At 65.8% G+C, this 12,462-nt stretch carries 11 protein-coding genes and 1 tRNA gene; 9 read left to right on the top strand and 3 right to left on the bottom strand.

The window, feature by feature from the left end; translation table 11 throughout:
- Positions 1–11: 11 nt before the first annotated feature.
- Positions 12–94 (bottom strand) — tRNA-Leu (locus AC5Y5W_RS23330).
- 259 nt (positions 95–353) lie between these two features.
- On the opposite strand from AC5Y5W_RS23330, the gene AC5Y5W_RS23325 reads away from it, so the two are divergent.
- From AC5Y5W_RS23325 to pknB, 7 genes are all read left to right on the top strand, one after another.
- Positions 354–1,874 carry an FHA domain-containing protein gene (locus tag AC5Y5W_RS23325; RefSeq protein ID WP_500022644.1) on the top strand — a complete coding sequence of 507 codons (1,521 nt, stop codon included), beginning with the start codon at positions 354–356 and terminating at the stop codon, positions 1,872–1,874.
- A gap of 125 nt (positions 1,875–1,999) precedes the next feature.
- The gene (locus tag AC5Y5W_RS23320; RefSeq protein ID WP_499889894.1) at positions 2,000–2,467 is read left to right on the top strand and encodes an FHA domain-containing protein FhaB/FipA; all 468 of its coding nucleotides are present in this window, start codon (positions 2,000–2,002) and stop codon (positions 2,465–2,467) included.
- Positions 2,464–3,936, top strand: a complete 1,473-nt coding sequence (locus tag AC5Y5W_RS23315; RefSeq protein WP_500022643.1) for a PP2C family protein-serine/threonine phosphatase — start codon at positions 2,464–2,466, stop codon at positions 3,934–3,936. The genes AC5Y5W_RS23320 and AC5Y5W_RS23315 overlap by 4 nt, the downstream gene beginning before the upstream one ends.
- Before the next feature lie 74 nt (positions 3,937–4,010).
- Positions 4,011–5,414 carry an FtsW/RodA/SpoVE family cell cycle protein gene (locus AC5Y5W_RS23310; RefSeq protein ID WP_500022645.1) on the top strand — a complete coding sequence of 468 codons (1,404 nt, stop codon included), beginning with the start codon at positions 4,011–4,013 and terminating at the stop codon, positions 5,412–5,414.
- A complete protein-coding gene (gene pbpA, locus AC5Y5W_RS23305; RefSeq protein WP_500022642.1) occupies positions 5,411–6,886 on the top strand; it encodes a D,D-transpeptidase PbpA in 1,476 nt (491 codons plus the stop codon). Before AC5Y5W_RS23310 ends, pbpA begins: the two co-directional genes overlap by 4 nt.
- Complete coding sequence (locus AC5Y5W_RS23300) at positions 6,883–8,193, top strand: serine/threonine-protein kinase (protein WP_499889888.1); 1,311 nt, start codon at positions 6,883–6,885, stop codon at positions 8,191–8,193. The genes pbpA and AC5Y5W_RS23300 overlap by 4 nt, the downstream gene beginning before the upstream one ends.
- Complete coding sequence (gene pknB, locus AC5Y5W_RS23295) at positions 8,190–10,070, top strand: Stk1 family PASTA domain-containing Ser/Thr kinase (protein WP_500022641.1); 1,881 nt, start codon at positions 8,190–8,192, stop codon at positions 10,068–10,070. The genes AC5Y5W_RS23300 and pknB overlap by 4 nt, the downstream gene beginning before the upstream one ends.
- On the opposite strand, the gene AC5Y5W_RS23290 is transcribed toward pknB, so the two are convergent.
- Positions 10,048–10,719, bottom strand: a complete 672-nt coding sequence (locus AC5Y5W_RS23290; RefSeq protein WP_500022640.1) for an aminodeoxychorismate/anthranilate synthase component II — start codon at positions 10,717–10,719, stop codon at positions 10,048–10,050. The genes pknB and AC5Y5W_RS23290 overlap by 23 nt on opposite strands.
- 33 nt (positions 10,720–10,752) lie before the next feature.
- Positions 10,753–11,502 (bottom strand): DUF881 domain-containing protein, encoded by a 750-nt coding sequence (locus tag AC5Y5W_RS23285; protein WP_500012245.1) that lies wholly within the window; start codon positions 11,500–11,502, stop codon positions 10,753–10,755.
- 104 nt (positions 11,503–11,606) lie between these two features.
- Here AC5Y5W_RS23285 and crgA point away from each other — a divergent pair, with 104 nt between their 5' ends.
- Together crgA and AC5Y5W_RS23275 are read left to right on the top strand one after the other, a co-directional pair.
- Complete coding sequence (crgA, locus tag AC5Y5W_RS23280; protein ID WP_065014546.1) at positions 11,607–11,888, top strand: cell division protein CrgA; 282 nt, start codon at positions 11,607–11,609, stop codon at positions 11,886–11,888.
- A gap of 154 nt (positions 11,889–12,042) precedes the next feature.
- Positions 12,043–12,459 (top strand): PH domain-containing protein, encoded by a 417-nt coding sequence (locus AC5Y5W_RS23275; RefSeq protein WP_500012332.1) that lies wholly within the window; start codon positions 12,043–12,045, stop codon positions 12,457–12,459.
- Positions 12,460–12,462: the final 3 nt, after the last annotated feature.

The following is a 12,462-nucleotide window of genomic DNA, read 5'->3' as shown; positions in this document are numbered from 1 at the left end:
GGTAATACTAGTGGGCGAAGGGGGACTTGAACCCCCACGTCCCGAAGGACACTGGCACCTGAAGCCAGCGCGTCTGCCATTCCGCCACTCGCCCTGAACGACCGGTGGAGCCTACCACTCTAATAGTCAGCCGCCCCAACCGTCCTGATGCCCCGACAAGGCCGGCTGCTCGCGAATGGCGGCCCGCAAGCACCGGCTGACCTGCGTCGACGCAACTCTCAGAGATCTGACGGTGCCGCAACGTTGCGGTGGACCGATAGCATGATGAGACGAAGGCGATGATGCAGCGCGCGGGACGGTCATCGTCTGCTGCGGCAGCGACATATAAGGACAAGCAAGGCAGGCGCTGGACTATGAACAGCCAAAAGGGGCTCGTTCAACGTATCGAGCGCAAACTCGAATCCACCGTCGGCGATGCGTTTGCCCGGGTATTCGGCGGCTCCATCGTCCCGCAAGAGGTTGAAGCTATGTTGCGCCGTGAAGCAGCCGACGGTATTCGGTCACTTCAGGGCAATCGCCTTTTGGCTCCGAACGAATACATCATTACCCTCGGTATGCACGACTACGAGAAAGTGGGCGCCGACCCGGATCTCACGTCGGACACCTTCGCTAAGCATTTGGCTGGATACATCGGCGAACAGGGATGGCAAACGTATGGTGATGTGGTTGTCCGGTTCGAGAAATCAGCGAACCTCCACACCGGACAGTTCCGCGCCTGCGGCGCTGTCAACCCCGATGTGGAACCCCGCCCGACTGCTAGTGATTTCGCCCCGCCACAATCAGATCATGCGTTTAGCGCAGAACCAGGAGTACCAATGACTGAGAATTCGAGCTATCGCGGCGGCCAGGGGCAGGGGCGGCCCGGTGACGATTACTACGACGACCGCTACGGCCAGCACCAGGATGACCCCCGCGGCGGCCAGGATCCCCGTGGCCCATACCCACCGGAGCCTGGCGGCTACCCGGACCAGCGCGGTTATCCGCCTAGGCAACCCGACCAGGGCGGCTACCCCGATCAGGGCGGTCCACAAGACCAAGGCGGCTACCAAGATCAGCGCGGCTACCCGGACCAAGGCGGCTACCAAGGCCAGGGCGGCTACCAGGGCCAGGGCGGTTATCAAGAGCAGCGCGGCTACCAGGACCAGGGCGGCTATCAAGGCCAGGGCGGCTATCCACCTTCTTATGAACAGCGTCCGTCCGGCGGCTATGGCGGCGGGCAAGGCTACGACGCCGGTTACCGCCAGGGCGGCGGTGGCTATGGGCAACCTGGCGGCCAAGATTACGGCGACTACGGCGATTACGGCCGCGGGCCGGCTCGTCACGACGAAGGCGGCTACGGTCAGCCTGACCAGCGGGCGGCCTACCCCGATCAGGGTGGCGGCTACGAGCAGGGCTACCAGGGCGGCCCTGGATATGGCCGGCAGGACTACGGTCAGCCCGATTACGGGAGCTATGGCGACGCCGGTTCCGCTGGCGGAGGCTACGCGCCATCGGCGGGCGGATACGGCGAGCCCGCGGGCCGCGACTATGACTACGGTCAGGCGGGTGGTTACGGCGGCTACGGCCAGGGTGGCTACGCGTCCTCCGGCACCGCGGTCACCCTGCAGCTCGACGACGGCAGCGGCCGCACCTACCAGCTCCGCGAAGGCGCCAACATCGTGGGCCGTGGTCAGGACGCGCAGTTCCGGCTCCCCGACACGGGCGTGTCGCGTCGGCATCTGGAAATCCGCTGGGATGGCCAGGTCGCATTGCTTTCCGATCTCAACTCCACCAACGGCACCACCGTCAACAACGCGCCGGTGCAAGAGTGGCAGTTGGCCGATGGCGATGTCATCCGGCTGGGCCACTCCGAGATCGTCGTCCATATCCACTGAGCGCATAGCCAGGTGAAGCCATCCAGCTTCACCCCGCGTCAAGCGCGGTCCAAGTATCGTGACGTTGCTGATGTGCTCGGCATCGCGGCGCGAAGAGCGCGGCGCCAGGACGGAGAGGACGCCAGATGCAGGGTCTAGTACTGCAGCTGACGCGCGCCGGGTTCTTGATGCTGCTCTGGCTGTTCATCTGGTCGGTGCTGCGGATCCTGCGGACGGACATTTACGCGCCGACCGGCGCCGTCATGGTGCGACGGGGCTTGGCGCTGCGCGGCACCCTGTTGCCCTCGCGACAGCGTGGGCACGCCGCCCGCTACCTGGTGGTGACCGAAGGGGCACTGGTGGGCGCGCGCATCACGTTGAGCGGACAGCCGGTGTTGATCGGACGCGCAGACGACTCCACCCTGGTGCTCACCGATGACTACGCTTCGACGCGGCACGCGCGGCTATCGCAGCGAGGCGCGGAATGGTACGTCGAGGATTTAGGATCGACCAATGGTACTTACCTTGACAGGGTGAAGGTGACGACGGCGGTACGGGTTCCCATTGGCACGCCGGTTCGAATCGGCAAAACGGTGATCGAGTTGCGCCCGTGACCCTGTTCTTCCGCTATGCGGCTCGCAGCGATGTCGGCCTGGTGCGCTCCAACAACGAAGATTCGGTCTATGCCGGCGCACGGCTGCTGGCACTGGCCGACGGCATGGGCGGCCATGCCGCCGGTGAAGTGGCGTCCCAGTTGGTGATCGCTGCACTGGCCCACCTAGACGACGACGAGCCCGGCGGCGATCTGCTGGCCAAGCTCGACGCAGCAGTGCGGTCCGGCAACTCGGCCATCGCCGCCCAAGTCGAAATGGAGCCCGATCTCGAGGGGATGGGCACCACGCTGACGGCAATCCTGTTCGCGGGCAACCGTCTTGGGTTAGTACACATCGGCGATTCACGTGGTTACATGCTGCGCGACGGCGAGCTGACCCAGATCACCAAAGACGACACCTTTGTCCAGACCTTGGTCGACGAGGGGCGCATCACCCGCGAAGAGGCGCACAGCCACCCGCAGCGGTCGCTGATCATGCGCGCGTTGACCGGTCACGAGGTCGAGCCCACACTGACCATGCGCGAGGCGCGCGCAGGCGACCGCTACCTACTGTGCTCGGACGGACTCTCCGACCCAGTCAGCGAGGAGACCATTCTCGAGGCGCTGAAGATCTCCGACGTCACCGACAGCGCTGACCGTCTCATCGAACTCGCCCTGCGCGGCGGCGGCCCGGACAACGTGACTGTGGTGGTCGCCGACGTTGTCGACTCCGACTACGGCCCGACCCAGCCGATTATCGCCGGCGCGGTATCGGGAGAAGAAGACCAGCTGACGCGACCCAACACCGCAGCAGGTCGGGCATCGGCCATCAACCCGCGCAAGAGCGTCGTCAAACGCGTTCTGCCACAAGCGGATGCATTCATTCGTCCGCGTCGGTCGCGGCGACGGATGGCGATCGGCGTCACGTTGGTGGTACTGCTGATCCTTTCGGCGCTGGCCATCGGCCGCCAGGTCGTCTACAGCAACTACTACGTCGCCGCCTACAACGACGACGTGTCGATCATGCGCGGCGTCCAGGGTTCGATACTCGGCTTTCCCCTGCATGAGCCTTATCTCGTCGGTTGCCTCAACAGCCGTAATGAACTGTCGCAAATCAACTACGGCCAAGCCAAAAGCAACCTCAACTGCCGTCCCATAAAGCTGTCCGACCTGCGCCCGTCGGAGCGCGCGCAAGTCGCGGCGGGTTTGCCGGCCGGGACGCTGGATGACGCCATCGCGCAGCTGCACCAGTTGGCCGCGGGCTCGTTGCTGCCGCCGTGCCCCCCGACGCGCGCCACGTCGCCATCCTCGCCGACGCCCCACACCCCGCCGACCACCAGCCGGACAACAGCACCGAGCACGCCACAGCACGGCACGCCGAGCCCCGAAGAACCTACGGAGGGTTCGTCGCCGACCACGTCGGCATCCACGTTGACCGCGCTTCCCCCACCTCCCCTCGAGCCAGGCAGCGATTGCCGGGCGGCGGCATGACCCGGGTCGACGACGATGCAGAGCGCCCGGGGCACCCCAGCTTGCAAGGGGACGATGAGGAGGAGCGGCGCAAATTGAGCACCGCGCCGCAGCCGGCGGTTGCAGTGACTCCACCGCTGCCGACTCGGCGCAATGCCGAATTGGCGTTGCTGTGCTTCGCCACCGTCATCACCGCGGCGGCGCTGGCCATCGTGGAAGCCAACCAGGACCGCGGATTGCGTTGGGACCTCATCACTTACGCCGCGGCTTTCCTGGCGCTCTTCGTAGGCGCACACGCCGCCATCCGGCGCTATGCCCCCTACGCGGATCCGCTGCTCCTGCCGGTGGTGGCACTGCTTAACGGGTTGGGTCTGGTAATGATTCATCGACTGGACCTCTCCCACGCGGGCCGCGGCGCCAGCCCCAGCGCCAACCAGCAGATGTTGTGGACGCTGGTAGGCGTCGTCGCGTTCGCGGTGGTGATCAGTCGGCTGAAAGATCACCGCCAGCTCGCGCGATACGGCTACATCTGCGGGCTGAGTGGCCTGGTGCTGTTAGCGATTCCCGCCCTGCTGCCACGGTCGTTCTCCGAACAGAACGGCGCCAAAATTTGGATTCGGTTGCCGGGCTTTTCGATTCAGCCGGCTGAATTCTCGAAGATCTTGCTACTCGTCTTCTTTTCAGCAGTGCTGGTCGCCAAGCGCGGTCTGTTCACCAGCGCCGGCAAGCACGTTGCGGGTCTGGACCTGCCGCGGCCGCGCGACCTGGCGCCGCTTTTGGCGGCGTGGGTGATCTCGGTCGGCGTGATGATCTTCGAAAAAGACTTGGGCACTTCGCTGCTGCTATATGCGTCGTTTCTGGTGGTGGTTTACCTCGCCACCCAGCGGTTCAGTTGGGTGGTCATCGGCCTGGCTTTGTTTGCGCTCGGAAGCGTTGCCGCGTACTTCGTTTTCGATCACGTCCGGGTCCGCGTCCAGACGTGGCTGGACCCGTTCGCCGACCCCGAAGGCAGCGGCTATCAGATGGTGCAGTCGCTGTTCAGTTTTGCCACCGGTGGCATCTTCGGCACGGGGCTGGGCAACGGGCAGCCTGACACCGTGCCGGCGGCGTCGACCGATTTCATCGTCGCCGCCTTCGGCGAAGAGCTCGGATTGGTGGGGCTGGCAGGCATTTTGATGCTCTACACCATCGTCATCATCCGCGGAATGCGCACGGCGATCGCCGTTCGTGACAGCTTTGGAAAACTTCTGGCCGCGGGTCTGTCCTCGACATTGGCCGTCCAGCTGTTCATCGTCGTCGGCGGCGTCACCAAACTCATTCCGCTGACAGGGCTGACCACACCCTGGATGTCCTACGGCGGTTCGTCACTGCTGGCCAACTACATGCTGTTGGCCATTCTGGCCCGCACGTCGCATGCGGCGCGGCGTCCGTTCCGCACCAGCGCGCGTAACACGTCGCCGATCGCGGCGGCCAGCACCGAGGTGATCGAGCGGGTATGAACGCCTCCCTACGGCGAATCTCGGTGACCGTGATGGCGTTGATCGTTTTGCTGCTGTTCAACGCCACGCTCACTCAGGTGTTCACTGCCGACGGGCTGCGCGCGGACCCCCGCAACCAGCGCGTGCTGCTCGACGAGTACTCCCGCCAGCGCGGCCAGATCACCGCCGGAGGGCAACTGCTGGCCTATTCGGTGGCCACCGACAACCGCTTCCGTTTCCTGCGCGTGTATCCCGATCCCGCGGTGTACGCACCGGTGACCGGCTTCTACTCGCTGCGCTATTCCAGCACCGGACTGGAACGGGCCGAAGACCCACTGCTCAACGGGTCGGACCAGCGGCTGTTCGGTCGTCGGCTAGCCGATTTCTTCACCGGCCGCGACCCCCGCGGCGGCAACGTCGACACCACCATCAACCCACGCGTCCAACAGGCGGCGTGGGACGCCATGCAGCAGGGCTGCAGCGGGCCGTGTAAGGGCGCGGTCGTCGCGCTCGAACCCGCCACCGGCAAGATCCTGGCGCTGGTGTCGTCGCCGTCCTACGATCCCAACCTGCTGGCGTCGCACAACGCCGAGGAGCAATTGCGCGCCTGGCAGCGGTTGCGCGACAATCCCGACTCCCCGCTGACCAACCGCGCCATCGCCGAGACGTATCCGCCGGGCTCCACGTTCAAAGTGATCACCACCGCGGCCGCGCTGCAGGCCGGCACCACCGAGGACGACCAGCTGACCGCAGCACCCAAGATTCCGCTACCCGACAGCACTGCCACGCTGGAGAACTACGGCGGTGCCCCGTGCGGAGACGAACCCACGGTCTCGCTGCGCGAAGCTTTCGCCCGGTCCTGCAACACCGCGTTCGTCCAGCTGGGCATGCTCACCGGCGCCGACGCCCTGCGCAGTACCGCCCAGTCGTTCGGTCTGGACACTGTCCCCGATCCCATCCCGTTGCAGGTCGCACAATCCACCGTCGGCCCGATTCCGGATACCGCCGCGCTGGGGATGTCGAGCATCGGTCAGAAGGACGTTGCGCTGACCCCGCTGGAGAACGCGCTGGTGGCCGCGACCATCGCGAACGCCGGTGTCACGATGGCGCCTTACCTTGTCGACAGCCTCAAGGGGCCCGATCTGGCTAATATCAGCAGCACCGCTCCCCGCGAGCAGCGCCGTGCGGTGTCGCCGCAGGTCGCGGCTAAGCTAACAGAGTTGATGGTCGGCGCCGAGAAATTCACACAGCAGAAAGGGGCCATCCCCGGCGTGCAGATCGCATCCAAGACCGGTACCGCAGAGCACGGCACCGACCCGCGCAACACTCCGCCGCACGCGTGGTACATCGCTTTCGCGCCCGCGCAGACACCGAAGGTGGCTGTTGCGGTGCTGGTGGAGGACAGCGCCGACCGGTTGTCCGCGACCGGCGGTGCGCTTGCTGCACCGATCGGGCGGGCCGTGATCGAGGCCGCGCTGCAGGGAGGACCATGAGCCCGCGAGTAGGTGTGACGCTGTCTGGCCGCTATCGGCTGCAGCGCCTCATCGCCACTGGCGGTATGGGCCAGGTGTGGGAGGCGGTGGACAGTCGGCTGGGTCGGCGCGTCGCGGTCAAGGTCCTCAAGAGCGAGTTCTCGTCCGACCCGGAGTTCATCGAGCGGTTCCGGGCCGAGGCGCGCACGACGGCGATGCTCAATCACCCCGGAATCGCCAGCGTGCACGATTACGGCGAAACCCAGATGAATGGCGAAGGCCGCACCGCGTATCTGGTGATGGAGCTGGTCAACGGTGAGCCGCTCAACTCAGTCCTCAAACGGATGGGCAAACTGTCGTTGCGCCACGCGCTGGATCTGCTCGAGCAGACCGGTCGCGCGCTTCAGGTGGCGCACGCCGCCGGTCTGGTGCACCGCGACGTCAAGCCCGGAAACATTCTGATCACTCCGACCGGTCAGGTGAAGATCACCGACTTCGGTATCGCCAAGGCGGTCGACGCGGCGCCGGTGACCCAAACCGGCATGGTGATGGGCACCGCCCAATACATCGCCCCCGAGCAGGCCCTCGGCCACGATGCCACCCCGGCCAGCGACGTCTATTCGCTGGGAGTTGTTGGCTACGAATCTGTTTCGGGTAAGCGGCCATTCACCGGCGACGGCGCGCTGACGGTGGCGATGAAGCACATCAAAGAGCCGCCGCCGCCGCTGCCCACCGATGTTCCGCCCAATGTGCGCGAGCTCATCGAGATCACGCTGGTCAAAAATCCCGGGATGCGTTACCGCAGCGGGGGACCGTTCGCCGACGCGGTCGCCGCGGTGCGCGCCGGCCGTCGGCCGCCGCGGCCCAACCAGAGTTCGTCCTCCGGGCGTGCCACCCCCTCCGCCATACCGTCGGGAGCACAGGCCAGGGCCGCGGCGAATCCGACCGGTCGGGCGCCAGCGGCTCGCCGGTCGCGGCCCGCCACCGGGGGTCATCGCCCGCCGCCGCAGCGACGCACCTTCTCGTCCGGCCAGCGCGCGCTGCTGTGGGCGGCCGGAGTATTAGGGGCGTTGGCGATCATCATTGCGGTGCTGATCGTCATCAACTCGCACGACGACACCCAGCCGCAACCGTCAGCCCCGACCGTGACTGACACCGGCACGCCAAGCAACACCTCGACGAACGCGGGCATGGCTGCTGTACAGCTGTCCAATTGGACGGATCATAGGGGAGCGGGTCATGCTGGACGTCAGAACAAGCAGCCCTGGGCTGTCGTGCTGACGCATCTCCAGCAGGCGTCGCCGGCCCGACACGAGACAACGGTATGACCACTCCGCAGCATTTGTCCGACCGCTACGAGCTTGGGGAAATCCTCGGCTTCGGCGGCATGTCCGAGGTGCACCATGCGCATGACACCCGGTTGCACCGCGACGTGGCGGTCAAAGTGCTGCGCGCCGACCTTGCCCGCGACCCCAGCTTCTATCTGCGTTTTCGGCGCGAAGCGCAGAACGCCGCCGCACTGAACCACCCCGCCATCGTGGCGGTGTACGACACCGGCGAGGCCGAGACGCCCGCCGGGCCGCTGCCCTACATCGTGATGGAGTACGTCAACGGGGTCACCCTGCGCGACATCGTGCATACCGACGGGCCGATGCCGCCCAAGCGGGCCATCGAGGTCATCGCCGACGCTTGCCAGGCGCTGAACTTTTCTCACCAGCACGGCATCATCCACCGGGACGTCAAGCCGGCAAACATCATGATCAGCACCACGAACGCGGTCAAGGTGATGGATTTCGGCATCGCCCGGGCGATCGCCGACAGCGGCAACAGCGTCACCCAGACCGCGGCGGTGATCGGCACCGCACAGTACTTGTCGCCGGAACAGGCCCGGGGCGATTCGGTCGACGCTCGGTCCGACGTCTATTCGCTGGGTTGTGTGCTCTACGAAATCCTTACCGGCGAGCCACCTTTCGTCGGTGACTCACCGGTTGCGGTCGCGTACCAGCACGTTCGCGAGGATCCTGTTCCGCCGTCGCAACGGCATGAGGGTGTCTCCGCCGAGTTGGACGCCGTCGTGCTCAAGGCGCTGGCCAAAAACCCCGACAACCGCTACCAGACCGCCGCGGAGATGCGCGCCGACCTGGTTCGGGTGCACAACGGTGAGCAGCCCGAGGCACCCAAGGTGCTCACCGACGCCGAGCGAAATTCGCTGCTGGCATCGCCGCATTCCAGTGACCCGGTGGGCCCCCACACCGATCCGCTGCCCCGCCAGCCACTCGACTTCGGCCGCGACCGCGGTGGCGGGTCGGTGGGCCGCTGGCTCATAGCGGTCGCGGTATTGGCGGTGTTGACCGTCCTCGTCACCATCGCCATCAACACGTTCGGCAACAGCACGCGCAACGTGCAGGTGCCCGACGTGCGTGGGCAGGCGTCGGCCGATGCGATCGCCGCGTTGCAAAACAAGGGCTTCAAGACGCGCACGCAGCAGAAGCCCGACTCGACCGTGCCACCTGACCACGTGATCGGCACCGACCCGGGCGCCGACTCGTCGGTGGGCGCCGGTGACGAGATCACTCTCAGTGTCTCCACCGGGCCGGAGCAGCGTGAGGTGCCCGACGTTTCGTCGCTGAGCTACGCGTCGGCGGTGAAGAAGCTGAAAGCCGCCGGGTTCGGCCGCTTCAAGCAGGTTCAGTCGGCCTCTCCGCCGGACATGAAGGACCGCGTCATCGGCACGATTCCGTCCGCCAACCAGACCTCGGCGATCACCAACGAGATCTCCATCATCGTCGGGTCCGGTCCGGCCACCAAGCAGATCCCCGCTGTGTCCGGCCAGACCGTCGAGCTCGCCCAGAAGAACCTCGGTGTCTACGGCTTCACCAAGTTCACCGAGGCCTCGGTGGACAGCCCCCGCCCGGCCGGTGAGGTAGTCGGGACCAATCCGCCCGCGGATGCGACCGTGCCGGTGGACTCGGTGATCGAACTGCAAGTGTCCAAGGGCAACCAGTTCGTGATGCCCGACGTGTCCGGGATGTTCTGGACGGACGCCGAACCGCAGCTGCGGGCATTGGGGTGGACCGGCGTGCTCGTCAAAGGCGCCGACGTCGACGCCGGCGGCTCCTCGCACAACCGGGTGGTCTCCCAGAGCCCGTCACCGGGTCAGGGCGTCAACAAGGACGGCAACATCACGCTGAAGTTCGGGCAGTAGCCGCACCGCGACCGAAACTGCCCAAGACCTCGCTCTCCAACCGGCGCACCAGTGCGTCGTCGCGGGTGTGCCCGCAGAAGGCCAGCCAGTTGGCCAGCATCCGATGCCCGCCCTCGGTGAGGATCGACTCCGGATGGAACTGCACCCCGTGGATGGGCAGGGCAGTGTGTCGCACCCCCATGATCACACCGCTGCGGGTGCGCGCGGTCACCTCGAGCTCGGTTGGCAAGGTTTCCGGAAGGATCGTCAACGAGTGATACCGGGTCGCCGTGAACGGGTCCGGAAGACCCTGCAGCACACCGGTATTCGTGTGAAAGACGCTGCTGGTCTTGCCGTGTAGCAATTCGGGTGCCCGGTCGACGGTGCCGCCGAACGCCACGCCGATCGCCTGGTGGCCCAGACATACCCCCAGCAGTGCGGTGTGCGCCGTGGCGCACGCGCGGACCAGGTCGATCGACGCCCCGGCGCGTTCGGGCGTGCCCGGACCAGGGCTCAGGAGTACGCCGTCGAACTGGCCGGCGATTGCGGTCGGATCGGACAGCCGCGCATCATCGTTGCGCCACACCGCAGCCTCGACGCCGAGTTGGCCGAGGTACTGCACGAGGTTGAACACGAAGCTGTCGTAGTTGTCGACGACCAAGATCCGCATCGCATCAGGCTACCGCCCGCCCGATTGCCCAGCTCAGTAGCTCACCGGACCGGTCGGCTGGGCGACGCGCATGCGGACCGGCTCGCTGTGTCCGGCGATCCGCACATCGGGCATGACTGCTTCGGTATAGCCGAGACCGAACCGCACCACATACTGCTTGTAAAGAGTCACCAGGGGAGCGGCCGCCAGCGCGGCTTGCATGGCCCCGGCATCGCCGATGGCAGTGACCGTGTACGGCGGGCTGTAGGTACGGCCATTGAGCAGCAGGGTGTTCCCGACACAACGTGGCGCCGACGTCGCGATGATGCGCTGGTCTTGCATCTGGATTGCCTCTGCGCCCGCGCTCCACAACGCGTTGAGCACGGCCTGGATGTCCTGTTGATGTACGACGAGGTCGTCGGGTGAGGCGTCGCGGGGGAACCGGCCGTTGGCGTCGCGCTGCGCATCGGTGAGCGTCACCACCAGTCCTGGCCCGTGCACCGGGTCGAGACCGGCGTCACCAGCCAACTCGGCAGACCGTCGCAGCATCGCCGCCAGCGCGCTATCGGAAGACCGCCCGTGGGTGGAGTCGACGGTGGTGGCCAGTCGGTCGCGTTCGTTACTGAGCGCGTCGACTCCAGCCTGCGCGTCGCGGACCATGTCGACCAGCCGCGGTGCGTCGCTGCGCCGGATCTCACTGCCGTTGGACACACCGTGGGTGGCGCCGAGCAGCACTCCGGCGAGCAGGCACACCAGCGGGACGCCGACACGCCACGGCGAGCGGCGGGCGGTCTTGTTGACCATCGGCTCTCCGTTCACTGTGCTGACGTGGGTTAGTCTCGTAGCCGAACAATGCTTGCAGCGGCCCGCCCTTATCGTTGCACCGCCCCTACTGTCCTGAGGTCCCGATGCCCAAGTCCAAGGTCCGCAAGAAGAACGACTTCGCGGTCAGCGCGGTAAGCCGTACACCGGTCAAGGTCAAGGCTGGGCCGTCCAGCGTCTGGTTTGTCGCATTGTTCGTCGGCTTGATGTTGATCGGGCTGATCTGGCTGATGGTCTTTCAACTGGCAGCAACGGGTCCCAGTGCGCCGGCGATGCTCGACTGGATGGCAGAGCTCGGTCCTTGGAACTACGCGGTCGCCTTTGCTTTCATGATCACCGGATTGTTACTGACCATGCGGTGGCGGTAGGGAACCTGGCCCACATAATGAATTCAACTGCGCGATGGGTCGTTACTGGGCTAGCGACGTCGCGCTTACTCAATCACACGGATGTGATTCATCCCCATTGTTGATAGCGCTTGTGGATAACCGCATCGACAGTGGTAGGAGTGTTGGGAACCGCATGCAGCAAACTCAATGGGCGCCGCCTGTGAACGGAATCGCTGGTTGCGGGCTCGCTGGCCTCGTGATGGCTACCGTGTGTGTGACTCTGGTCACAGACCTGCCAGGGCGGATACTGACCGGTGCGGCGGCCATCGGATTGATGGTGTTTGCGTGGATGTCGTGGCGCGCGCGACCGAAGCTGGCAATCACGCCCGACGGGCTCCTGGTTCGCGGATGGTGGCGAACGCAACTATTGCGACGCCCCGATATCAAGATCGTCCGGATCACCGAATTCCGTCGGATCGGCCGCAAGATGCGGCTACTCGAGATCGATGGCGTCGACGACCAACTGCTGATTTTCTCGCGCTGGGATCTGGGCACCGATCCGCTGGACGTGCTCGACGCGCTTACCGCCGCCGGCTACGCCGGCTCCTGATAC

The organism is Mycobacterium sp. NGS51, from assembly GCF_059812525.1.
The sequence above is the reverse complement of the archived record's forward strand: the minus strand, read 5'-3'. Positions and strand labels throughout refer to the sequence as shown.

Bases quoted from the DNA above. Each gene is read 5' to 3' on its own strand.
- AC5Y5W_RS23325 (WP_500022644.1), top strand. From the start codon at position 354: ATGAACAGCCAAAAGGGGCTCGTTCAACGTATCGAGCGCAAACTCGAA.
- crgA (WP_065014546.1), top strand. From the start codon at position 11,607: ATGCCCAAGTCCAAGGTCCGCAAGAAGAACGACTTCGCGGTCAGCGCG.
- AC5Y5W_RS23290 (WP_500022640.1), bottom strand. From the start codon at position 10,719: ATGCGGATCTTGGTCGTCGACAACTACGACAGCTTCGTGTTCAACCTC.
- pknB (WP_500022641.1), top strand. From the start codon at position 8,190: ATGACCACTCCGCAGCATTTGTCCGACCGCTACGAGCTTGGGGAAATC.
- AC5Y5W_RS23275 (WP_500012332.1), top strand. From the start codon at position 12,043: ATGCAGCAAACTCAATGGGCGCCGCCTGTGAACGGAATCGCTGGTTGC.
- AC5Y5W_RS23320 (WP_499889894.1), top strand. From the start codon at position 2,000: ATGCAGGGTCTAGTACTGCAGCTGACGCGCGCCGGGTTCTTGATGCTG.
- AC5Y5W_RS23285 (WP_500012245.1), bottom strand. From the start codon at position 11,502: ATGGTCAACAAGACCGCCCGCCGCTCGCCGTGGCGTGTCGGCGTCCCG.
- AC5Y5W_RS23300 (WP_499889888.1), top strand. From the start codon at position 6,883: ATGAGCCCGCGAGTAGGTGTGACGCTGTCTGGCCGCTATCGGCTGCAG.
- pbpA (WP_500022642.1), top strand. From the start codon at position 5,411: ATGAACGCCTCCCTACGGCGAATCTCGGTGACCGTGATGGCGTTGATC.